This window comes from Shewanella yunxiaonensis (assembly GCF_018223345.1).
Taxonomy (GTDB): Bacteria; Pseudomonadota; Gammaproteobacteria; order Enterobacterales; family Shewanellaceae; genus Shewanella; species Shewanella yunxiaonensis.
On record NZ_CP073587.1, the window covers coordinates 1,777,115 to 1,801,782 of the forward strand.

At 47.2% G+C, this 24,668-nt stretch carries 17 protein-coding genes and 2 tRNA genes; 14 read left to right on the forward strand and 5 right to left on the reverse strand.

The genetic code is table 11. The features are described 5' to 3' along the window. The first annotated feature begins 191 nt into the window (after positions 1-191). The 8 genes from uvrY to rplY all read left to right on the forward strand — a co-directional run bounded on the left by uvrY (position 192) and on the right by rplY (position 6,270). Positions 192-836 (forward strand): UvrY/SirA/GacA family response regulator transcription factor, encoded by a 645-nt coding sequence (gene uvrY / locus KDN34_RS08185; protein WP_212596365.1) that lies wholly within the window; start codon positions 192-194, stop codon positions 834-836. Positions 837-935: 99 nt separating this feature from the next. Continuing rightward, positions 936-2,765 (forward strand): excinuclease ABC subunit UvrC, encoded by a 1,830-nt coding sequence (gene uvrC, locus KDN34_RS08190; protein WP_212596366.1) that lies wholly within the window; start codon positions 936-938, stop codon positions 2,763-2,765. A 47-nt stretch (positions 2,766-2,812) separates the two neighbouring features. Beyond that, positions 2,813-3,361 (forward strand): CDP-diacylglycerol--glycerol-3-phosphate 3-phosphatidyltransferase, encoded by a 549-nt coding sequence (gene pgsA / locus KDN34_RS08195; RefSeq protein WP_212596367.1) that lies wholly within the window; start codon positions 2,813-2,815, stop codon positions 3,359-3,361. 141 nt (positions 3,362-3,502) lie between these two features. After that, positions 3,503-3,578, forward strand: a tRNA-Gly gene (locus KDN34_RS08200). A gap of 6 nt (positions 3,579-3,584) precedes the next feature. Then, a tRNA-Cys gene (locus KDN34_RS08205) sits at positions 3,585-3,658 on the forward strand. A gap of 129 nt (positions 3,659-3,787) precedes the next feature. After that, positions 3,788-5,161, forward strand: a complete 1,374-nt coding sequence (locus KDN34_RS08210; protein ID WP_212596368.1) for a L,D-transpeptidase family protein — start codon at positions 3,788-3,790, stop codon at positions 5,159-5,161. A 151-nt stretch (positions 5,162-5,312) separates the two neighbouring features. Further along, entirely contained in the window at positions 5,313-5,861 is a 549-nt protein-coding gene (locus KDN34_RS08215) for a DUF882 domain-containing protein (protein ID WP_212596369.1), read from the forward strand. A gap of 121 nt (positions 5,862-5,982) precedes the next feature. Continuing rightward, positions 5,983-6,270 carry a 50S ribosomal protein L25 gene (gene rplY / locus KDN34_RS08220; RefSeq protein WP_212596370.1) on the forward strand — a complete coding sequence of 96 codons (288 nt, stop codon included), beginning with the start codon at positions 5,983-5,985 and terminating at the stop codon, positions 6,268-6,270. Positions 6,271-6,337: 67 nt separating this feature from the next. On the opposite strand, the gene tamB is transcribed toward rplY, so the two are convergent. Then, complete coding sequence (tamB, locus tag KDN34_RS08225) at positions 6,338-10,153, reverse strand: autotransporter assembly complex protein TamB (RefSeq protein ID WP_212596371.1); 3,816 nt, start codon at positions 10,151-10,153, stop codon at positions 6,338-6,340. After that, entirely contained in the window at positions 10,150-11,955 is a 1,806-nt protein-coding gene (locus KDN34_RS08230; protein ID WP_228730457.1) for an autotransporter assembly complex protein TamA, read from the reverse strand. The genes tamB and KDN34_RS08230 overlap by 4 nt, the downstream gene beginning before the upstream one ends. Positions 11,956-12,201: 246 nt before the next feature. On the opposite strand from KDN34_RS08230, the gene KDN34_RS08235 reads away from it, so the two are divergent. The 3 genes from KDN34_RS08235 to hrpA all read left to right on the forward strand — a co-directional run bounded on the left by KDN34_RS08235 (position 12,202) and on the right by hrpA (position 17,654). After that, positions 12,202-13,167, forward strand: coding sequence for an isoaspartyl peptidase/L-asparaginase family protein (locus KDN34_RS08235; RefSeq protein ID WP_228730478.1), 966 nt, complete (start codon positions 12,202-12,204; stop codon positions 13,165-13,167). Positions 13,168-13,261: 94 nt separating this feature from the next. Continuing rightward, entirely contained in the window at positions 13,262-13,675 is a 414-nt protein-coding gene (locus KDN34_RS08240) for a CBS domain-containing protein (protein ID WP_212596373.1), read from the forward strand. A gap of 97 nt (positions 13,676-13,772) precedes the next feature. Then, positions 13,773-17,654 (forward strand): ATP-dependent RNA helicase HrpA, encoded by a 3,882-nt coding sequence (gene hrpA / locus KDN34_RS08245; protein WP_212596580.1) that lies wholly within the window; start codon positions 13,773-13,775, stop codon positions 17,652-17,654. A gap of 28 nt (positions 17,655-17,682) precedes the next feature. Here hrpA and KDN34_RS08250 read toward each other — a convergent pair whose 3' ends face one another. Then, positions 17,683-18,066, reverse strand: coding sequence for a VOC family protein (locus KDN34_RS08250; RefSeq protein ID WP_212596374.1), 384 nt, complete (start codon positions 18,064-18,066; stop codon positions 17,683-17,685). Positions 18,067-18,186: 120 nt separating this feature from the next. Further along, entirely contained in the window at positions 18,187-19,914 is a 1,728-nt protein-coding gene (locus KDN34_RS08255; protein ID WP_212596375.1) for a DUF885 domain-containing protein, read from the reverse strand. Between the two features lie 174 nt (positions 19,915-20,088). Between KDN34_RS08255 and KDN34_RS08260 the strand changes: the two genes are divergently transcribed. The 3 genes from KDN34_RS08260 (at position 20,089) to KDN34_RS08270 (ending at position 24,083) form a co-directional block, all read left to right on the forward strand. Next, positions 20,089-20,721 carry a glutathione S-transferase gene (locus KDN34_RS08260; RefSeq protein WP_212596376.1) on the forward strand — a complete coding sequence of 211 codons (633 nt, stop codon included), beginning with the start codon at positions 20,089-20,091 and terminating at the stop codon, positions 20,719-20,721. Positions 20,722-20,899: 178 nt separating this feature from the next. Then, the gene (locus KDN34_RS08265; protein WP_212596377.1) at positions 20,900-21,931 is read left to right on the forward strand and encodes a GGDEF domain-containing protein; all 1,032 of its coding nucleotides are present in this window, start codon (positions 20,900-20,902) and stop codon (positions 21,929-21,931) included. 514 nt (positions 21,932-22,445) lie between these two features. Continuing rightward, complete coding sequence (locus KDN34_RS08270) at positions 22,446-24,083, forward strand: lactate permease LctP family transporter (RefSeq protein ID WP_212596378.1); 1,638 nt, start codon at positions 22,446-22,448, stop codon at positions 24,081-24,083. Positions 24,084-24,425: 342 nt separating this feature from the next. Here KDN34_RS08270 and KDN34_RS08275 read toward each other — a convergent pair whose 3' ends face one another. Next, complete coding sequence (locus KDN34_RS08275) at positions 24,426-24,584, reverse strand: YqaE/Pmp3 family membrane protein (RefSeq protein WP_212596379.1); 159 nt, start codon at positions 24,582-24,584, stop codon at positions 24,426-24,428. Positions 24,585-24,668: the final 84 nt, after the last annotated feature.

Here is a 24,668-nt window from a genome sequence, read left to right on the forward strand (position 1 = left end):
TTTTTGGTTTCTATATCATCAACATTGGGCGTGTTTTAAACAGCAGCATTCGTTGATTACATGTTGTTAACTTTCGTTATATATCATGAGGTTAACTTTAACTTTCTTTAATCTCTAATATCAGCTAAATTAATCCGGACAGTGCCTGGTTGGGCTTTCCCCGCAGCCAAAAATAATAAGGTGGGTTAACGTTGATTTCAGTGTATTTGGTGGATGACCACGAGTTGGTCAGAACCGGGATCCGCAAAATTTTGGAGGATGAAAAAGGGATCCGGGTGATCGGCGAAGCCAATGATGGTGAGAGCGCCGTTCAATGGTGTCGGCAGAACGAAGCTGATGTCATTCTGATGGATATGAATATGCCTGGTATTGGGGGCCTGGAAGCAACCAAAAAAATCCTGAGGTATCAACCTGAGGCCAAAATTATCGTGCTCACCATTCATAGTGAGGATCCGTTCCCGACAAAAGTCATGCAAGCCGGAGCCTCTGGTTATTTGACGAAGAGTGCGCGTCCTCCTGAGATGCTGCAGGCCATTCGTCAGGTGGCAATTGGCCAGCGTTATCTTTCGCCGGAAATCGCGCAGCAAATGGCGCTCAGTCAATTTAATCAGACAGACGATAATCCCTTTAAGTCATTATCAGAACGTGAGCTGCAGATCATGCTGATGATCACGAATGGCGAGAAGGTGAACGACATTTCCGAACAGTTGAGTCTTAGCCCTAAAACGGTAAATTCTTACCGCTATCGCTTATTTGCCAAATTGGGGATTAGCGGTGATGTCGAGCTGACCAAACTGGCAATACGTTATAAAATGCTTGATGCAGGTCAGTTTTAACGCTGCCTTTCTGTTTATCGTCCATATTGGTCCAATCGTGTCAGCACCTTGGACCATCGTGATAATAAGTTCATCACGTTATCACCATTGAGCTGAGTTATGCCGCAGTCGTTTAATGCCACAATGTTTCTCAAGAACCTGACATCTTCTCCCGGTGTGTACCGTATGTATGATGTCAGTGGTACAGTGATATACGTCGGCAAGGCGAAAGATCTAAAAAAACGGGTATCCTCCTACTTCCGCAAAAATTTACCCAATATAAAAACGCAGGCACTGGTGTCGCATATCGCTAATATTGATGTGACACTTACCCATAGCGAAACAGAAGCACTGATCCTCGAAAACGATTATATCAAGCGTTATCAACCTCGATATAACGTGTTATTACGGGATGATAAGTCCTATCCGTTTATTTTTCTCAGCCAACATCAACACCCACGTTTAGCCTACCACCGTGGTCCTCAACGAGAAAAGGGCCAGTACTTCGGGCCATATCCCAATGGTGGTGCCGTTAGGGAGAGTCTGCATCTAATGCAGAAGCTGTTTCCAATCCGCCAATGTGATGACTTGTATTACAAAGCGCGTTCTCGTCCTTGCCTGCAATATCAGTTAAAGCGCTGTAGTGCGCCTTGTGTCGGAAAGGTCTCCGATGACGAATATCAAGAACAGGTGAAATTAGCCACTTTGTTTTTGAAAGGCAAAGATCAACAGGTGATTGCCAGTTTGGTGGCAAAAATGGAACAAGCCGCAACCGAGCAGCGGTACGAAGCTGCGGCGCAATTTCGCGATCAGATCATGGCGCTGCGCCGGGTGGCCGAACAACAGCAAGTTTCATCCTCTCATGGCAATCTGGATGTCATTGGTGTGCATTACGGTTCTGGGATTGCTTGTTTTCATTTGCTGTTTATTCGTGAGGGTAAAATCTTTGGGAGCCGTAGTTACTATCCAACGGTACCTGCAGAAACTGAATTGGCAGAAGTCTTGCGCGCATTCATGCTGCAATTTTATCTCAATACCGAAGTACACCGGGCATTGCCACAAGAGATCCTTATCAGTGAACCTTATGAAGAACTGGAAGAATTAACGAGCGTATTGTTTGAGGCGCTGGGGAAAAAAGTGGTTGTTAAAACCAGTGTTCGCGGTGATAGGGCAGGATACCTGCGACTGGCCCAAACCAATGCTACTAATGCAGTGAATACCAAGTTGTCCCATCGTAATACCGTGGAACAACGTTTTCTGTTGTTGGAAGAAACGTTGGAATTGTCAAAGTCTATCGCCCGAATGGAGTGTTTCGACATCAGTCATACCATGGGGGAAAGTACTGTTGCTTCCTGTGTGGTGTTTAATCGTGAAGGTCCGCAAAAATCTGAGTATCGGCATTACAATATCAAAGGTATTACGCCCGGTGACGATTATGCCGCTATGAAGCAGGCCTTAGAAAGACGTTTTGATAAAATCACTGATGATTCCAGAATCCCGGATATTGTGTTTATCGATGGTGGATTGGGGCAGCTTCGCATGGCTCAAGAAGTGGTGAATCAAAAATTTAATGGCCACGATAACCCACCACTGCTGATCGGTGTTGCCAAAGGCGAGAGCCGTAAGCCAGGTCTGGAGACTTTAATCTTTGGCGATTCAGAAGAAAGCTTTAGCCTGCCTGATGACTCTGAAGCGCTACATCTTATCCAGCATATTCGCGATGAGTCACATCGATTTGCCATCACCGGACATCGAAATCGCCGCCAAAAAACACGGAATACCTCATCGTTAGAATCTATACCCGGTGTCGGGCCAAAGCGTCGCAAAGCCTTGCTGCAGTACCTCGGTGGCTTGCAAGAAGTCAAGGGGGCGAGCGTCAGTGAACTGGCTAAAGTGCCAGGGATTAGCCCAGAAATGGCGCAAACAATTCATGACGCATTGCGGGGTTAATGAAAATAGGGCAAGATTGTCGGTGCAGACAATAACGTGGTTTTATCATGCCTTTCAATCTCCCTATCGCCTTGACCTGGTTCAGGTTGTTCCTGTTACCAGTGTTTGTATTGGTGTTTTATTTGCCGTACCACTGGATGCATTTTTTGGCGGCATTTATCTTCTGGTTAGCAGCGATTACCGATGCACTTGATGGCTATGCCGCCAGAAAGTTACAGCAGTCAACGCGCTTTGGCGCATTCCTCGATCCGGTTGCCGATAAGCTGATGGTGACAACGGCGTTGGTGTTGTTAGTCGAAGAATACAATACCGCGTGGCTGACACTGCCGGCGTTATTCATGATAGGCCGAGAAATAGTGATTTCAGCTTTGCGTGAATGGATGGCTGAAATAGGTAAGCGCGGCATTGTTGCAGTTTCTTGGATTGGTAAATATAAGACTGCAGCGCAGATGGTGGCGATTATTGGATTGATTTGGCAGACTGGGCCGATTATGGTGACAACCGCTTATGTTCTGCTATATATCGCAGCCATACTCACTTTCTGGTCAATGATGAATTATATTCAGGCGGCTTGGAAGGATTTAACTGCCGCTTGATGTGAGCTATGACACGAAACTGCGCAGATAAGATTAATTAGTGCTCATACAGCCGCTTATCGCTGATTTCTGCGTTGACAGTCAAAGGTAAACCAGTAGAATGCCAACCCGTGAAAGCGCAAGGCTTTTACAGTATCTAGTGCGACATTAGCTCAGTTGGTAGAGCGATACCTTGCCAAGGTATAGGTCACCGGTTCGAACCCGGTATGTCGCTCCAAAAAAAGGCGCGATGGCAGAGTGGTCATGCAGCGGATTGCAAATCCGTGGACCTCGGTTCGACTCCGGGTCGCGCCTCCATTTAATTATACTTGCTCCGTTTTCTCCCTTTAAAAAGTTTTTCTGCAGTTGTCGTCTGCTGCAAATTTGCTTATTGCCACAAAATTTCATCAGGCTTTGCCATACTTTAGTAACACTGGAGGGCAAGTTATGAAGGAATATTGGTACTGGCCTTTATTGTTGTTATGCCTGATCACACAAAATGTTCGGGCCGGCAGTAGTAATGAAATGGCATTGCAAACCTTAACTGGTCAGTTGCAGATGCTTTCACTATTGCCAGATCAAGCTGCATTGCGACTTAGCTTGCAGCAGTTACAGCAGACATCGTCATCTGTGGTGCCCTCCGGACAATTATCTAACGCGGAGCAAGAGATTGCCGCTTTTTGGCAACAGCAGGGCGTCAGCTTACCGTTTGCGTCGTTGCCGGAAAGTGCAACTCCGCTGCAGCGTGCAATCGCATTGGAGCCTCAACGTCAAGAGTATCAACTGACGCTAAATCGCATTCAATATCTGTTGTGGTTAAAAAATCAACCTTGGCCAGAGATCGCACCTAAAGGATGGTTGCGTCCCGGTGATAACCACGCGGTTATTCCTCAGATAGCACAGCGCTTACTATGGCTTGGTGATCTACAAGAACCTCAAACCAATGTGTATGACTATTCGGAGGAACTGGCCATCGCAGTTAAACATTTTCAGGCACGACATGGTTTAAAGGTCGACGCGGTAATCGGGCCACAAACTCTGCGGTGGCTGAATGTTACGCCGCAACAACGAGCGACAGTCCTGGCACAACAATTTGTCTCAGAGACCATTTATCGTCAGCAATTACCCGATAGCTATATTCTGGTCAATGTTCCTGCCTATGAGTTGTCGCTGGTGGATGCGGGAAAATCCGTCATGCAATCAAAGGTAATCGTCGGCCTACCTTACCGACAGACACCGCTGTTGCAAAGCCGCATTTCCAGCATAGTGCTGAATCCGGGTTGGCACGTGCCTCGTAGCCTGTTGCGTAAAGATGTATTACCACATATTCGTAAAGATGGTAATTATCTGCGTGACAGAGATTTCCTGGCCTATGATGCTGAGGGCAAGGTGGTGAGTCAAACTGCTGCCGAGTGGCAACAATTAGCGCGAGGGCCTTTCCCTTATCGATTAGTTCAGCAACCGGGCCGTCATAGTGCGCTGGGCCGCTACAAGTTCCATTTTGATAACAGTTTTGATGTTTATCTGCATGATACCCCTGAAAAGCAGCTGTTTTCCAAAGCGGAAAGGGCTTTTTCATCGGGTTGTGTCCGGGTAGAGAAAGCCGACGAATTGGCACAGTGGCTAGCGCAGCACCGTGTGAAGGACCAACGTACCTGGCGCAATATGCAACAGGATTATCACACTACGCAGTGGTTCTCGCTCAAACAACCATTGGCGGTATATCTTGTCTACTGGACTGCTTGGGTTGACGCACAGGGAAGGGCGCAGTTTCGTGACGATATCTACCACAAATTTTCCTCAGTTGAAGAATTGAGATAAATATTTGCCAATAGGGGAAAAATGGTCTACTACCTTGGTCAGTATTGTGCAAAACATGCACAACCTCACGTAATCAATGGTTGACCCAACTATAGAAAGCGGTTAATTTTTGGACGTTTACCGTGCGTTTAAGAAAGATAAGGTGGTTAAATTGTCAGTAGTATGTCCTGCCCGCAGGCAGTTGTTGAAAGGCCTCGGAGGCGTGGCGTTGATGTCCCTTCTTCCCGCAAAAGCCATGGCTAGCCGTTCTACTAAAGGCAGCCGTTCTCTCAGTTTATATAATATTCATACCGGTGAGCGTCAGGATGGTGTTTATTGGGTAGATGGTCAGTATATAGGCGATACTTTATCCTCCTTTAATTATCTTCTAAGGGATTTTCGACAAGATCTTGAAGTCCCGATGGATAAGCGCTTGTTTGATTATTTGCATCAGTTACAGTCGAAACTGGGTACTTTTGAAGAGGTTCACGTAATATCCGGATACCGTTCACCTAAAACCAATGCGATGCTGCGGTCTCACAGTAGTGGCGTGGCTAAAAAGAGCTATCATATGTCGGGCATGGCAATGGATATCGCCATGCCAAGTGTGAAGCTCGCGCACATACGAGACGCTGCATTAAGCCTTAAGTTAGGTGGCGTAGGTTACTATCCAAAATCGGGATTTGTGCATATCGATTGTGGCCCAGTTCGTCACTGGTAATTTTACTGGTAATACTGACTTGTCGCTCTGCTATCGCTGTGGTAATATCCGCCCGCTTTATACGAGGCCGCCGTTGGTCGAAAATGGTGGCCGCTTATTTTTTAACTAGAGAGTAATTCTTATGTCTTACACTATTCCAGCTGCTACCCGCACAGAGATTGGGAAAGGTTCGAGCCGCCGCCTGCGTCGTGAGGGTAAAGTTCCGGGCGTTATCTACGGTACTGGTAAAGAACCCGTATCTATCATTTTTGATCACAAAGATATCATCAACGTCCAGGCTAATGACGATTTCTACACCAGCGAGCTGACTATTCTGCTTGACGGTAAAGAAGTGAAAGTGCGTGCTCAGGCAATGCAGCGTCACGTGTTCAAGCCAATCATCGAACACGTAGACTTTGTTTACGCTTAATACGTAACACTTCTGAGAAAAAGCGCCTGATGGCGCTTTTTTTATCGGTGCAATAAGCTGTTAGCAATTACAAATCGAAGCTGTAATAGATATCCAGCGACTGGCCGACCGTACTGGTAACTGACTCCAGATAGAGTTTTGATAACAGGTAATATCTGACGGTCATTTCATAGCCAGGCGTAAATACGCCAACACCATATTTCAGCATCAAGTCTTTACCCAAATATCCACTGATTGCGACTTTACCATCGTCATCGGTATCCAATTGCACGTTTGAAAAACCAAACTTTTCGACCAATCCCGCAGCAGTATTACCGATATTACTCAGCGCTTGTCCCCCGCCAGATACCTGACCACTAATAGCCATCGCAGCACTGAGCATCAAAGAGTTGTTCTGGCTAGCGTCATAACCTTTGCCTTGCACAATGTAGGATAATATCTCAGCCTGCTCTTTGGTGGGGTTGGAAAACAGCGTGACCACAGGTTTCCGAGGTGTTCCGGTGACGCGCACACCCGCGACGACATCCTCATCTTTGATTTCTCGTATAGCTTCGATATTAAGATTAGGTACCTGTGGCGGTCCGACAAACTGCAACTCACCGGTGGTGATGGTTAAAGTTTGTCCCATAAAGCGGTAACTACCATCTAAAACGCGGATGTTACCAAATAGCTGTGCAGGTTTGTTGGCGAGTTGCTGCAAACGAAGTGTGCCGCTCAATATCCCTTTCAGACCATAGCCATCAATGGCGACTTTATTGCCGACATTCACACTAAGGTCAGCATTGATGGCCATTGGCGGTGACCGCTTTTGTGCAGCCGCAATATTGTCATCAAACACCACATCTTGCGATACGTTGATGCCCCCATCAGGCAATTGCACTATGGTAATTGTGCCGGATGGCACACTTACATTACCCTTAACATCAAGTAATTGTGGTGTGAAATGCAGTTGCAGATTTGGCGATACTTTTAAGATTGCCAGTGGCGGTTGGATGATGGTCAGATCGTTACCCGTCACTGCCAAATCGCCAGTAAATCGACCATCAGTCCAACGGATTGTTCCTTGCATCTGACCTTTGCCTTCGCCCATTATCCAGTTGCTGGCAACCGTGGCTTGTTGTCCGGCAAATACCAGCTGTAGTTGCAGTTGTTTGATTGCGGTTGGGTTACTGGTGCTCACCAGTTCAGCATTATCAACCTGTAATTGACCACTAAATTGAGGTTCATTTAATGTCCCGCCAATGTTGACGTCTGCATTTACCAGTCCTGTGAGTGTTTGTAATTGGGGGAGCAATTTTTGCAAAGGCTGCAGATTGATCCGTTGCATTTTCACCGTCCCCTTTAATGCATGTTCAGGTGTAACCGCGATGGATAATTGACTGTGAAGTTGCAGAATATCTCCAGCGGTGAATGTCACTTGAGTTGTCAGTGATTGCTGGTTTAGTGAGGCTTTGATATAGCCACCATCAAAATCAATCGCAGTTTGCTTTCCCTTCCCGTCTGGAAGGGTGAGACGACCTGAACCAATATTAAACAGCAGTTCAGCGGTTGGCTTGGATTTCGGTTGCCAACTGATGCTGGCATCCATCTTGGCTTGCCCATGCCAAGTAATGCCTTCCGGCAAGACATTGGCTAATAAGGGGGCTGGCGTTCCGGCGTAATGAATAACGGCCTGGCCTTTATCTGTGAGATTTACGGGGTGTTGCAAACAGACAAGGTTATCCGTTGATTGCAGACACAAGGGTGACAATAATCCTCGGCGTTTGGATAAATCCCAGTCAAGAGAAGCGGTATGTTGTAATTGCCAATAACCAATCGGGGTATCCCAAGAAAATTCGGTTAGCTTGGCTTTTAATTGATGTTTCGACGGATCATATTGATTAGCCAGCTTAGCATTGACACTTTGGCTGCCTTTACCCTCAACCGTCACCTGTTGCTGATAGATATCGCCGTCAGTTTTTACTGTCAGAAGATCAAATTTCTGATTGTTTACGGTAAGAGCCTTCCCGATCAGCTGTAAGGCGAACGCATGTTGATCTAAAGGTAAGTAGTGACCGTTAATGCTAGCATTGTCCAACGCATACTCTTTAAAGCTGAGTTGGGCGGCATTGCCATTCAGTGTTAACTTCGGATGCAGCTCATCCCCACGCACGTTGATATCAGCATTAATACTGCCGTGTGCCAGCGGATAAAACATCGCCAGTTCTGGGATGGACAATTGACCGTTGAGATCCCATTTATCGCCTGCATTACCATCAAGGGAAAGATGAGAGTTGAAGGCGGTCAGTTGTAAGCCTTTACTGTGAATATGCCACTGTTGATCAACATCGGCACTTCCGGTTAATACAAACGGTGTTTTAGCGGCTGAACCTCTAACGTCGGCATTGCTAACCGCTACCCGCCAGCGCTTATCGTCAACATAACCTTCGGTGCTGAAGCTGCCGCTGATACTACTTTCTGGAATATCAAACGCATTGGCGGGCAGGGTAATTTTAGTGGCGTTCAGTTCTTCCAATCCGACCTGTGCCTGCCAGTTAATGCCTTTGGCATAATCCAAGTTTCCTTTCAGGGTGACTTGTCCGGCTGCAGACCACGCTTTAAATGCTGTCAGCGTTAACTGTTGTTGCCGATGAGTCAGATCACTGCTCAGTTCCACTCGTTGTACCCAAGGGGTATCAACGTTTCCGCTCACCTTGATGTGTTGTTGAGTAAGTGAGCCTTGGCTTTGCAAATCGAGGGCAGAGACTGAATATAGGGGTTGCGCAAGCGGCCAATGTAACTGGCCTTGTTTTACGGTAAGTTCGTAGGGCAGGGTGCTCTTGGATAAGGCTATTTTGCCAGTGATATCTGCCTGCTGATCTCCCTGGAGTTGGATATCCGCTTGCAGGGAATCGAAATCGCCACTCAATGTTGCGGTCACTTGTTGTTGCTGTAACCCAGGGAATTGCGGAATCTGTTGAATGTTCAGATGGCTATGGATGGTCAGCGGATAGGCACCAGACAACGCAAGCTCGCCTTGGAGAGTACCTTCACCATAATCGTGACGAACCGTAAGATGTTGTATAGAAATTTGATTTCCGATAAAACTGCCCTGCAAATCGATCCCTGGAAATTTATCCTGGCGCTTACCAAGACTCAGGGTTGAATCGCTTAGAACAGCAGACTGCACATTAAGCGGAAACGGCATTGATACCGTGGGCAACGCGGCTAAAGGCCAGGATTGCACGGTATTATGGGTTACATTAACCGCTTTATCTTCGCTATTTAACGGAATGTCGGCGGATAACCCTTGCGCTTTTAGCGTTTCTACCATCAGCCCGGTTCGCTGCCAAACGGCACTGAGGCTGATGTCAGTCGCTACAAAGTGCATATCATTGACTTGCACCGACACATCCTGTAACTGCCCATTCTTGAGCTGGATCCCGAATGGGAGTTGTAACTCCTTAATTGCGGGCGATTCGGCTACAGCATCTGCCGCTGACGCAATATCCGCTGTATTCACATTAACCTGGGTTTTACCGACATGCAGGTCATCCACGCACAGTTGTGCTTGTAGCAGGCAGGCGGGGCGCCACTGCAACACTAATTTTTCAGCATTAACATCGACACCCGCCATGCGCCAAGAGGCACTATTTAACGCCAATTTGTTATTAAGAGTTCCACTCTGGTAACTGATATTGAGTCCTGGCACTGACCAGTCTGCGAGTTTGACAAGCACATGCGTGCCAATACCGGTGCCAACCAGTAACGCCACTAATAACAATATCAATACTGGAAGATAAACCAGCAGCCGAATTAACCAAGCGATGGTTTTCGATAATGTCGTTCTGGGTCTTTTCTCCGGCCGCGGTGAACTCCTCGGCACATCATGTTCCGCCGTCATAGTTCACTCCCCATGGTCAGGTGGATACGCCAAGGGCGGTAGTCGATATCTGGGTCATGCACCCCAAATCCGATATCCAACTTAATTGGCCCCAAAGGTGAAATCCAGTGAACACCGCCACCAACCGATACGATAGGCGCCATTTGCCCGTTATCGTAGGCATTACCCGCGTCAACGAAGGTGGCAACACGCCATTGAGGTGTCAGGTAATACTGATATTCAACACTGCCAACAGCGAGGTAGCGGCCGCCAATCACTTCACGCGATAACACGCCGTCACTGTTAGTAAATTCGCGATATGGTCCGAGCTCTTGATAACTGTATCCCCGAATACTTTGATCGCCGCCTGCAAAATAACGCAAGGACGGAGGCACCAAGATAAGATCATTATCTGTCACCACATTCAGCCCCAGATCTAATCGGGCAACGAAGCGGTGTTTATCGAAGAAGGTGTCAATCCATTTGAAGCGTGCCTCAAACTTACTGAGGCGCGCATCTGAACCTAGCGTCGGGTCGGCATAAGCCACACTATAGAGTTGCCGGTAACCGGATTTAGGGTCGAGACTCGCATCCCCGCGCACCGTCTTACTGATGCTGGCACCAAACAGAAAGAACTGCGGATCATAGGTGACATCTGCTTGTGTATATTGCTCTCGCAGAGCATCTAACGAATAGTTAAATAACCAACCATGACCTAGTCGTTTATTGCGGCCGACACCAATCAAACGCTTGCGGGACTCCAATTGTCCGGTATTACTGAACTGTTGGGTGGCACTGTCGAGCTCTTGGGTCACACCATATTTATCCCATAGCAGACCAAAGCGCAGCTTTAGCTGATCATCTAAAGGATGACTTAATGGAATGGTATAGGTAAATAACATCTTGGGTCTGTCGGGCGACCACTCAATACTGGTTTCCTGAAAATGACCAAACCGATTGATCTGTGGTGTTCGCCAAATCAACTTTACCCGCGGTTCGATTTCGCTGCCCGCACTGTTACCAATATCTGCGCCTAAGCCCACTTGGAAGGAGTGATCGGGTTTGGGCGATAACTCCACTTTTACTGGGACTTGGTCATCACTTAATTTGTCCACCTGGGGCAGCACCTTTATGCTGTCAAAATAGCCGGTATCCACTAGCTGCTGATTTAGCGATGATAAGCGGCGGGCGCTGTAGGTGGCATTCGGCTCAAACGGGACTAACTTATCCAGAAAACCTGCTTCAAGAATCTGGCCTTCGAAACTGATGTGACCAAAGTGATAACGTTTCCCTGAGTCATAACGCAAATTAATTTTGGCCAGATTAAGCTCTCGATTAACGCGGATTTCTGCCACGCTATAGTGGCCATCAAAATAACCACGCGACAAAGCCAACGTTGCCAACTGCGCTTTTACACTTTCATAACTGCCGTGATTTAGATTATCACCAGGTCTGATAGATACTTGATCTAACCATTGATTGACCACCGGATCGTTGAGGATCTCTCCATCCAGCACGATATCGACCCATTGAATATGGGTAACATCACCGGGCGTCACGGTGAGTGTTAACTGCCAGGGGCCTTTGTCATTCTCTACCAGTTGCTGTTTAAGTTTACCATGGTAGTAGCCGAGGGACTGCAGCGCATCCTGAACACTGTTGCTGGCATCAAACAACCAGGCGCGGCGTTGAGCATCGTTTTCAGGGAGCGGTCCTAGATGCGCAAGAATATTGCGCTTTAGCGCACCGTCAACCCCGTCTATTTGTAGCTTCAATAGCTCTTTCGCTGCCGCAAAGGATGACAGCGGTAGTATTAGTGTCACAGCTGTTAACAGCCATAAATATATAAAAATAAGGCGTTTGACCGACAAAAATGCAATCCGTTTATCCACTATCCCTATAGGATATTGTTACCTTTGCTCCATTACCAAGCAAGCAGCAGATTGTTTTTAGCAGGCAAAACCGTTACAAAGGTTTGTAGTTGTTAACGTGGAAGCAAAATAATGAAAACCAAAATAAAAAAACTCTGGACAGCATTAGCTCTGCTGGCTGTCCCATCATTACCGGCGATGGCTGCTGAGCCACCTTTTGCCATCGTCATTCATGGCGGCGCGGGTACCATTTCAAAAGCGAAGTTAACCGATGATCAGCTTAAACAATACCGCGCCAAGCTTACCGAAGCCGTGAATGCCGGATATAAAGTTCTGGATGATGGCGGCAAGAGTATTGATGCAGTGCAAGCGGCGATCAATGTGTTGGAAGACAGTCCGCTCTTTAATGCCGGAAAAGGCGCCGTATATACTTGGGATGGCAAACATGAGATGGATGCCTCGATGATGGATGGCAGTACCATGAACGCGGGTGCTGTTGCTGGTGTGAGTCACATTGAACATCCTATCGATCTCGCCCGCGCGGTGATGGAAAAATCTGAGCATGTGATGCTTTCAGGCGCCGGGGCTGAAGAATTTGCATTGACGCAAGGTTTTACATTAGTGCCTGCTACCACCTTTGATACCGACTATCGCTACCAGCAACTGCTGGATGCCAAAGCCAAAATCACTGCGGCAGAAAAGAAGGATTATCAAGCCAAAGTCAATCCGCAGGACCTGGATTACAAGTTCGGTACTGTGGGGGCTGTTGCACTAGATAAACAGGGAAATCTCGCTGCGGCAACGTCTACGGGTGGGATGACCGCCAAACGTTATGGTCGTATTGGTGATTCTCCGATTATTGGTGCGGGCACCTATGCTGAAAATGGCGTATGCGCAGTATCCGCAACAGGTTGGGGAGAATATTTCATTCGTTACCATGTGACGGGCGATATCTGTGCCCGGGTGAAGTATCTGCATAAATCGATTATTGAAGCGGCAGACGAAGTGATTAACCAGCGACTGGTTAGCGCTGGTGGCACTGGCGGCGTTATTGCACTTGACCAACGAGGTAACATCGCCACGCCCTTCAACACTGAAGGCATGTACCGCGCCAGCCGTAAAAACGGTGAAGAGCCGTTAGTGATGATCTGGCGTGATCAGTAAAAACTAATTAAGGCAATCGACTATTCGCGTTTTCCCCGAGCTCTGAATCACTACTACACTTAAAAAGTAAACTTTCATCTTTGGGGAAAATGTAATGGATATCAAAGTCAGTGACCATATGGATCGTAAACCGGTGTTGTTATCGCCGGAGATGACCATAGCCGAAGCAGTAGATCATCTGCTCAACCAACATAAGGCCGGAGCACCGGTTGTGGCGGCAAATGGCCAGTTGGTGGGCTTCCTCTCACAACAAGATTGCATGGCGGCTATGCTGAAAAGCAGCTATTACTGTGATTTAGCTGACCTGGTGAAAGACCGTATGCGTACTGATGTGTTGTGGGTTAATCCTGACCACAGCGTATTGTTACTGGCAGAACAGATGCTGGGGCAGAAGCCTAAAATCTATCCTGTGGTCGAAAATGGGCAGGTGGTTGGGGTGATTGACCGTTTCAATGTGCTGTCAGCTATTCGCAGTTACACCGAACATTGTTATAAGACTCCCGCCTGATTGTCGATAAAGCCAGCAGTTACATAACGAGATTTACAAACCGTATCCAAAACGGCGTATCCTTGCTAGGATCGCCGTTTTCCATTTACTGGATGTTATTGTTTTGAATCGCAAGTTGTCCCCACTTTCCCGAGAATATCTGGCGCAGTGCTTTCAAGCCGATGCCGCGGGTATTCGTCGTGCCTTGGCTAAACTGCAACATCAGCAGGATGAAACAGTCAAAGCCGCCAAATTGGCAGCGTTAGCAGAACAGGCTCAGGCAGCCTTCGAACGGGTACAACAGCGTTTGCAACATCGGCCGAAAATCCACTATCCAGAGGAACTGCCGGTATCGCAAAAGCGTGATGAGATTGCGTCTGCCATCATCAATCATCAGGTGGTGATTGTCGCCGGAGAAACCGGTTCCGGTAAAACCACACAATTGCCGAAAATCTGCCTCGAATTGGGATTCGGTAGCCGTGGTATTATCGGACATACTCAGCCGAGGCGTCTGGCTGCCCGCAGCGTTGCGTCGCGGGTCGCGGAGGAGCTGCAAACGGAATTAGGGCAGGCCGTCGGCTTCAAAGTGCGGTTTGCTGATGCCGTGTCTAGTGATTCTTATATCAAGCTGATGACCGACGGTATCTTGCTGGCGGAACTGGCCTCCGATAAATGGCTGTCGCAGTACGACTGTTTAATCATCGATGAGGCGCATGAGCGCAGCCTTAATATCGATTTCATTCTCGGCTATATGAAACAGATCCTGCCTAAACGCCCGGATCTCAAGCTGATCATTACCTCCGCCACCATTGATGTGGAGCGTTTCTCGCGCCATTTTAATAACGCTCCCGTGGTAGAAGTGAGTGGCCGTACTTATCCCGTGGAAACTCGTTACCGGCCGCTGCTGCGTGATGAAGATGAAGATCTTGACCTGATGGAAGGGATTTTTCACGCAGTCGATGAACTTACCACTGAAGGTCCTGGCGACATTCTGGTATTCCTTAATGGTGAGCGCGAAATCCGTGATGTGGCGGATCAACTGAATAAGCGCAACTTGCGAGATACTGAGATTTTGCCGTTGTATGCACGTCTGTCTTACGGTGAGCAATCCAAAGTATTCAAATCGCATATTGGCCGTCGCATTGTGCTCGCCACTAACGTGGCAGAAACATCATTGACGGTGCCCGGCATCCGCTATGTTATCGATCCAGGTACTGCCAGAATTAGCCGCTACAGTTATCGCACCAAAGTACAGCGATTGCCAATTGAGCCGATTTCTCAGGCCAGTGCCAATCAACGTCAAGGGCGTTGTGGTCGTGTCGGCCCTGGTATCTGTATCCGGTTGTATGCGCAGGACGATTTTAATAACCGCCCCCAGTTTACCGATCCGGAAATTCTGCGAACCAATCTGGCGTCAGTCATCTTACAGATGTTAGCTATCGGCCTGGGGGATATTGGTGGCTTTCCATTCATCCAACCGCCGGATGAACGCAATATTCGTGATGGTTTCCTGCTGTTGGAAGAACTGCAAGCGGTCGAGCGCCACAAAGGTCATTTGCGGCTAACCCGACAGGGACATGAATTAGCGACAATTCCGGTCGATCCACGGCTGGCACGCATGGTGCTGGAAGCCAATAAGCTCGGTTGTTTGCAGGAAGTCATGGTGATTGTCGCTGCCTTGTCGATTCAGGATCCGCGCGAACGGCCAATGGACAAAAAACAGGCGGCTGATGAAGCGCATAATCGCTTTGTGGATAAGAAATCTGACTTTGTCGCATTACTCAATTTATGGAATTACCTTAAAGAGCAGCAACAGCAGTTGTCCGGTAATCAGTTCCGCAAGCAGATGAAGGACGAGTATCTGTCGTACTTGCGGATCCGCGAGTGGCAGGACCTGTATGCGCAGCTGCGGCAGAGCGTCCATGATTTAAAATGGCGGCTAAACAGTGAGCCCGCAAGTTATGATCCGTTGCATCAGGCGTTGCTGTCTGGGCTGCTGAGTCACATTGGTTTTAAAGATCAGAATAACGAGTATCAGGGCACCCGTAACCGTAAGTTCTATATTTTCCCCGGCTCACCATTAGCGAAAAAAGGCCCGAAATGGGTGATGGCCGCCGAACTCACCGAGACTTCACGCTTGTTCGCCCGTAGTTGTGCGGCGATAGAACCGGAATGGCTGGAATCGTTAGCTGCCCATCTGATTAAAAAACACTATGTAGAACCGCATTTTGAAGCCAAACAGGGTTCGGTCATTGCACTGGAAAACCAGGTGTTATATGGCCTGACAGTAGTCAACCGCCGTAAGGTGCAGTTTGGGCCCGTACAACCGATAGAAGCGCGGCAGATTTTTATCCGCAGCGGCCTAGCAGAAGGGCAGTTACATCTCACCGACGTCTTCTATAGACAGAATCTGGCACTGCTTGAAGAAGTGGAGTCGCTGGAACATAAATCACGGCGACGCGATATTCTGGTCGATGAAGATACCTTATTCGCTTTCTATGATGAGCGGATTCCGGCCGGGATCTTCAATCTGCCACTGTTCAATAAGTGGTGGCGTCAACAACAACAGCTTACTCCGGAGTTACTGAATTTCAGTCGCGAATTGCTGATGCAGCGTGACGATACCCATGTGTCGGCACTGGATTTCCCCGATAGCTGGCAGCAGGACAAGCTGACTTTACCTTTGAGTTATCGCTTTGAGCCGGGTGAAGAAGATGACGGTGTGTCGTTGCATATTCCAGTGGCGCTGCTGAATCAGATTGAAGATAAAGACTTTGGATGGCAGGTGCCTGGGCTGAGAGAAGAAAAATGCGTCGCCCTGATCAAATCTTTACCGAAACCACTCAGGCGCAATTTTGTGCCCGCGCCTGATTATGCTCGTGCCTGTGTGCAAGCCATGAAACCGCTAGCGCAGCCACTATTAGAGAGTTTGTGCCGGCAGTTACTACGCATGAGCGGCACCAAGGTCGCACCAGAAGATTTTGATGTTACAACGCTGCCGCCCCACCTGAATATCAATTTCAAAATTGAGAATGATCAGGGCAAACTCATTGCGCAAAGTCGCAGTCTCGATGAGTTAAAAGCTGCACTACAAGACCAGGTGAAACTGGCTATCCGTCAGGTAGCGGATAAAGGTATTGAACAACAGGCGCTGACCGAATGGAGTTTTGGTGAGCTGCCAAAAGAGTATCAACGCCGCCGCGGCAGTTATGAAGTGAAGGCGTTTCCGGCGCTGGTGGATGAAGGTGACAGCGTTGCTATCAAATTATTTGATGACGAACAGCAGGCGCAATCCCTGCATCGGCAAGGCGTGCGGAAACTGTTGCTGATCAATATCCCGTCACCAGTGAAGCACCTGCAACAGGCATTGCCGAACAAAGCTAAGCTGGCAATGTATTTTAATCCATTTGGTCAGGTGCAGTTACTGATAGATGACATTATCCATGCAGCCGTGCAGCAGATCCTGGATGAACAGGTATTGGATGTACGTTCACCTGCCGCGTTTGCGCAGGCAAGGGACATTGTGCGGCAGGAACTGAACAGTACTGCCGAAAGCATTGCGCTGAAGGTGGAAGAAATCCTTACTACCCATCAACGTATCCGAAAACGTCTCAAGGGCAAAATCAGCCTCAATATTGCCTTTGCCATGAGTGATATTCAAAGCCAGTTAGAGCAGTTGGTGTTTAAAGGTTTTGTGGAAGCGACCGGATGGAAACGGTTAGCGGATGTCATCCGATATCTGAAGGCGATTGAAATTCGACTGGATAAACTGCCGGTTGACCCAAATCGCGACAAACTGCATTTACTCAGCATTCATAATGCCACCGCGGAATACCAGGCGACACTGGCGAAATTACCTAAGTCACAGGCGGTGCCTGAGACGCTCGCTGAAGTCCGCTGGATGCTGGAAGAATATCGGGTCAGCTGTTTTGCACAGACGCTGGGCACTGCGTATCCAATCTCAGAAAAACGCATTCTCAATCAACTGAAAGCCGTATAGGGCGGGGATGCCAGGAATAGCGTCGAGGCTATTTCTGGCTGCCTGGCAGTATTTTTAATTCGATTTTGTTGTCTTCCGGATCATACATATATAGCGAACGACTGTAGCCGCGCGCGCCGTATTTTTCACTGAACGGCTCAAACATTACGCCTTGACGGTGTAAAAAATCCACCACCAATGATTCGTCAATCTCGGCAATGTTAAGACAAAAATGTTCGACATTAACACCTTTGTCAGCCTGGTCTCGGCGTTGTAAGTCTATCAGTACGTTGCCGAGTCGCAGTTGCCATAACGGTGGGTGTTGTGTCTGACGTTCTAGTTGTGCGCCAAGTACGCGTCCATAGAAATCGAGCATAATTTCAATATCACTGCACAGTAACACCAGATGATCTAAATCCATGACTCGTAACATAGTGCCTCCGCAGAAAGAGGTGATATTTCAAGTGTAGCGGAGTGGGGTGAGTTTGCTGTGACCAGCGTGTTAGGCAAATCGATGGGTAAGGCGCAGCCATGAAAGCTGCGCCGAACAGTTTTACTGAACGCTGGGAATGAATTCCTCTTCGACAGCCTTTTTCAGCAATTCCGGGGGTAATAGCCCTTGCTTAAGAATGAAATCGTGGAAGGCCTTTTGATTGAACTTGTCTTTTAACTTGATCTCAGTTACGACGCGTAATTCCCTGAGGTTCATATAACCATAAAAATAAGAAGTCGCTTGTCCTGGCATTTTAAAGGTGTAGCGATCAATCTCCTGCTGCGCAAAAGCATCAGATAACACTACGCCATCCGTCAGAACTTTTTTGGCATCTTCAGGACTGATCATGCCCAGATTTAACATCGGATCCAGAAATGCTCGAGCGGCACGTTGCTGGCGCGCTTGTAGCGAAAACAGCTGACCCTCTTTAGGCAGATATTGTTTCATGATCGCTTCAGCATACAGTGCCCAACCTTCAGCATTCGCGCTATTCATGGCGAAGATAGCGCGGGCCATCGAAACACCCTGTTCGACCATATTGGAAAACTGCAATTCATGACCCGGACGTGCTTCATGCACGGTCAGCGTCCAGGAAAAGGCTTTACTGGTAAAGTCGGTCACTTTGGGACCTTTGCCCGGCTCGATCATTGGCAAAACAAACTCGCCATATTCTCCGGTATTGCCGACTAATCTTGGCGGATTCATGTGTGCCGCGGGTAATGCTGCAGTTTCCGCAGCGGAAGCCACTCGAATATTGGCGGGGCGCTGAGGTAAAGTAACAATATCATGTGCTTTAACAATTTTTTCGATATCTGCCAGGCGTTGCTTAAAGAAAGGGAGCACCTCGTCACCGGTAACCTGTTCTTTTTGCAACTGATGGATCACATAGCGGTAATCGTCATTTTTAAAACCTCGTGCTTTGGCAACATCGGTCGCGACTGTCTGCATTTCATCACGAATTTCAGCGTATTCAAACAGTGCCCGTTGGATAAGCTCTCGAGGCGGCATATCCACACCGTCATTTTTCAACGCGTTACTGTATAACACTTCAGGCATGACGTTGGACTTGCGCGCAATCGGCAGAATCTTCGTTTGCAGCCATTGCTGATAGTCGGTTAGCTGCGCCGCCAATTTTTCAAATCCTGGTTGCCATCCTTCTAATTTGTGATCGTTAAATAGTTGCTTGATACCATCGATAAACTTAGGTGTATTGTCGATGGCTTGTTGTACTTCTCGATAATAAGGCGCGGTTAAATGCGGGTTCCCCAGCGCTTGCTCGGTACGTTCTTTGGCTTGTGCGGCGATATTTGCTGAACCCTCCAGCCCTGCGTAAGCGTTGAGACGAGCCACGGCTTTTTGCATGCGGGTTTGGCTGTTTCTGTCATCCAACAGGGTCTGAATACCGCCAAATACTTTTTCGCCCACATTGTAAAAAGGCAACTCATATTTGTCGGAAAGGGCTGTTGAATTCACTTCGCGCTGCAACGTATCGAGCATGATTTGTAAATCCTGCTGTACTCGGGTGTCGCTTTCCTTTTTCTCAGCAGCGTGGAGTTTTGTAATCTCTTGCTGTATGACTTCCATTGCGTGTTTTTCGGCAGTCAAACTGAGGTTAGAGGCCTTACTGTCATAGGTTTCAATGCCGATCTCGGAACCATTCTCAGGATTGACTTCGGCAAATTTTTGCAGCACCTCTATCGCATACTGATTGCTGGTCGTGACCCAGGCTGGTTCTGCAGCCATGACTGAAAAACTGGCGCAGAGCGCTAGAGGCAATATGGATTTCATTCGGTTCACCATGTGTTTGTTATTTTGTAAATCTTCCGTATTAAGAGTTAAACGGCATTATCGATTCAACGCCATTAAAAATAGGTAACATTTTATAACCTGTTGAAATCAGTCTTGACTGAAAATGTTGATGGCGCAGAATAACATCTCTATTTCTCAATCAGACGTTGACTTATGAAACTCATCGGAATGCTGGATTCACCTTTTGTACGGCGCGTGGCAATTTCTCTACAGCTATTGGGTATTAAGTTTGAACATCAGCCGTTATCCGTGTTCAGTACTTTCGAAGCGTTTGCTCAGCTCAACCCCGTGGTAAAAGCGCCGACGTTGATATGCGATGATGGCACTGCATTGATGGATTCGACGCTGATCCTGCAATATGCCACTGCCATCGCCCCGGCAAGGAAGCTTTTGGCTGAAGAACCAACACTGTTAAAACGACAATTGCAGCAATTGGGGCTGGCGTTGGCGGCCTGTGAAAAAAGCGTACAGCTGGTTTATGAGCGTAAGTTGCGGCCGGTGGAAAAACAGTACGATGCCTGGTCGCAACGCGTGATTAGTCAGCTGTTATCGGCGTACGAAGTGCTAGAGCAATTGCTGGCTGAACGCCCAATAACTATGACCAGTGACAATGCGGATTTAGCCGGCGTTTCAATTGCCGTCGCTTGGTATTTCAGTCAACAGATGTTACCTGACGTTGTTCTTGCGGCTGATTTTCCACATTTGGCCGCCTTATCTGCGCAAGCAGAAACATTACCGGAATTTCAGATGGCACCTTTCGGCAGTAGTGCTTGTCAGTTTGACTAATGAAAACGGTGAGCTTGGCAGTCTTGGCATTTGCAAATGGCAATAAGTCATGTACATTTGGCAAGTTACCGTCATCTGTAATGTAAACCGGGCGGCGCCGTTAGCATAACACCGGTCAGGACTCAGACATTTGTTGACACCCTCATCAGATAAACTTTGCTTGCTGGATCCGCATCAAATGGATTTTCAGCAGTGGCATTTACAATCCAAAACCCAGCAAATTCGTTATATTGCTTTTGTCACCGCGTTGCTTTATGGACTGTATGCGCTGCTGGAAAGCGATTTGACACTGTCTTATACCACTTTACGTTGGATGGTGCATGGTGTGCTGATTCCCGTATCATTATTAGTGATTGGTGGCTTGACCTATTATCCGAAATTGCATCAGGTTATGCGGACGTTATTGGTCATTGCACCAATTACCGCGCTTCTTTCCAATCTTTTGTTCAATATTGATTCACCTCGTTTCGCTTTTTTCTCACCAGAGATTTACTTGAATGTTGTCTGGACGTTCGCGATATCCGGATTAACACTACGCTATGCTGCAATTTCTGCGTCGATCTCGGTGTCGATTGTGGTGCTGATAACGCTGGTAAAAGGTGTTAATGGCGAGTTCTACGCATTGCATATGTTGTGGCTGATGTCGGCTTATTTGTTCGGGGTGGTAAATGCTGTGGTGCAGGAGCAGGCGAATAAAACCTTATATATGCAGCAACGAACACTGGCACATAGCGCGAGTAGTGATGGTTTGACTGCACTATGGAACCGCGCCAAAATTGCCGAACTTTACGAATGCGAAACCACATTGATTCGTCAGCATCATTATCCGATGTCACTGATCATGCTCGATATTGATCATTTTAAGACAGTAAATGATACGCACGGGCATGCTGTGGGTGACAGCGTATTAGTGAGCTTTGCTAATTTACTGCTCAATAATGTTCGACATCAGGATCATATCGGTCGTATCGGTGGCGAAGAGTTTGTCATCTTACTGCCTCATACCGATATCGCACAGGCCACTACCGTTGCGGCATTATTGCAGGAAAAGATTAATCATTTTGATTTTTCTGAAGTCGGTAATAAGACAGCGAGCTTTGGTCTAACACAGTACCGTAATGGTGAAAGTCTATCGGAATTACTTAGTCGGGCCGATAAAGCCTTGTATCTGGCAAAGGATAACGGCAGAAATCGTATCGAAGTGCTGTAATCTTTGGAACGTTAGCGTTTTATAAACGGCCACAATGGTTGTGAACATCAATGTATTTGTCGTTTAAGCGATGTGAGGTAAATCGCTAAATTTTAACTGTGACTAATTAAATCGCCTGCCTCTTAATCCTATTGCCCAGCTTACGACCCTATAAAACTCATAAACGGTCAAAAATTGACATTTAATACTGCTTTTATTGATGAATTAGCGAAAATAAAGCGGCTAAATTGAACTTAATCTTTAGCGCTAACTTTCTGAAAGACAATTGGTTGTTATAAAATATTTTGGTTAAATCTCGCTCTGACTGCTTTTTAATTCATTGTCAATAGTAATACAGATCACATTAGAAATTTATTTTATGAGACATTCGTCACTTAATTTGAACGTGAATATTACCTTAAAAAACCATCTCTCTAAGATAAATCCCGGTGTTTTATAAAAGTCATAGCGCTTAGCTAATAAATGACCGGCACCATTTATAACAAAATATATAAGCACTTGGAGACCTATTCGTATGACCTGGACACAAACCTATGCGCCATTAGGCAGCCTGTGGCTGTCTGCATTAGTGGCGCTGTTACCAATTGTCTTTTTCTTCCTGGCACTGACAGTGCTTAAATTAAAAGGACATCTCGCTGGCGCCTATACCTTATTGTTAGCTTTATTGGTGGCGGTGCTGGTATATAAAATGCCGGTGTCAATGGCATTAGCCTCTGCAATATATGGTTTTGCATATGGCTTATGGCCAATTGCGTGGATCATCATTACTGCAGTATTCCTCTATAAAGTTACTGTTAAAACCGGTCAGTTCGAGATCATTCGTGCTTCGGTAACATCTATTACAGAAGATCAGCGGCTACAGATGTTACTGGTGGGCTTTTCCTTCGGTGCATTTCTGGAAGGTGCTGCCGGTTTTGGTGCACCCGTCGCAATTACCGCAGCCCTGCTGGTTGGACTAGGGTTTAACCCGCTGTATGCCGCCGGATTGTGCTTAATTGCCAACACCGCGCCAGTAGCGTTCGGTGCCATGGGGATCCCAATTATCGTTGCTGGGCAAGTGTCATCACTGGATCCTTATCATATTGGTCAGATCGCCGGACGGCAGTTGCCAATGCTGTCGGTTATTGTGCCATTCTGGTTAATCGCAATGATGGATGGCATGAGAGGGATCCGCCAAACTTGGCCTGCGACTTTGGTTGCTGGTGGCTCTTTTGCGATTACCCAGTTCTTCACGTCAAACTTTGTCGGCCCTGAACTTCCAGATATTACCTCGGCGCTGGTGAGCTTGGTATGTCTGACGCTGTTCCTTAAGGTGTGGCAACCCAAAGAGATATTCACCTTTGCCGGGATGAAACCTCGGAGTGCCAAGCTGAAGTCTTCTTATTCTAGTGGACAGGTGATACGGGCGTGGATGCCATTTATCATTCTGACAGTGATGGTGACTTTGTGGAGTATTAAGGCCATCCAGGGTTATCTGAACAGCATTACCTTTGCAATCCAAGTGCCTGGACTTCACAATCTGGTGATCAAGACTGCCCCGATTGTGGCTAAAGATACTGCTTATGCCGCTGTATTCAAATTCAATCTCTTAAGCGCTGTCGGTACTGCGATATTAATTGCCGCCATTATCTCCATCTTCTTACTGAAGATGTCAGCTAAAGATGCGCTTAAGACTTTCGGGGAAACGCTACGTGAACTGAGATTCCCGGTATTGTCTATCGGACTGGTACTCGCATTTGCGTTCGTTGCTAACTACTCTGGATTATCTTCTACGCTGGCGTTGTTACTGGCAGGCAGTGGGGCAGCATTCCCATTCTTCTCTCCATTCCTTGGTTGGTTAGGGGTGTTCCTGACAGGTTCAGATACGTCATCGAATGCGCTATTTGCGTCATTGCAGGCAAACACTGCGCATCAGATTGGCGTAACACCAGATCTACTGGTCGCTGCCAATACGACAGGGGGGGTCACCGGTAAGATGATCTCGCCACAATCGATCGCAGTGGCCTGTGCGGCAACAGGGTTGGTTGGGCGTGAATCTGAACTGTTCCGCTTTACACTGAAGCACAGTCTGATTTTTTGCGCATTTGTTGGCTTTATCACCGTTATGCAGGCATATGTCCTGCCGTGGACGATGGTGTTTTTCCATAAGTAAGCAGCCCTAATACGAAAAAAACCACCGTCAATTGAGGGTGGTTTTTTATTTAAATTCATATGGATATTGAACTACACAGTAATATTATATTGTTCTAGTCACGGAGCGGCAATTTTCGATAAATTTGATAGAAAATAGCCAGAGTTAACGCGTAGGTGATGTGTTGCAACAACGCGGATGATGGACGCGAGTTCACCTACTCACGGAAACAATGTGGTGCTTTTATATGCAATAATTATTGAACACTTTCCGGTACTGAAGCATTAAAGTTTCAATATCAACATATACTCATGTAAGCATTATAACTGGTGTTACATGAATAGTGTGTCAGATCAGTTCTGCTTACTTCATATTCAGCCAAAGTGCATGGATAATCCCAGGAAGGTAAAAGAACAGGCAGAGAATAATGTTGATAAGTAGATGCTTTCCAACGCCTTCTTTTATAAAAACTGCGACAGGTGGTAAAAAGATGGATAGCAGAATCATGATGATTTTGTTCATGTTGTTTCCCTATTGAGTCGTTATATCTATTTGATATTGATTTAAATTAAAGAACATATTCCAAAAAATGTCGATTATTGCAGT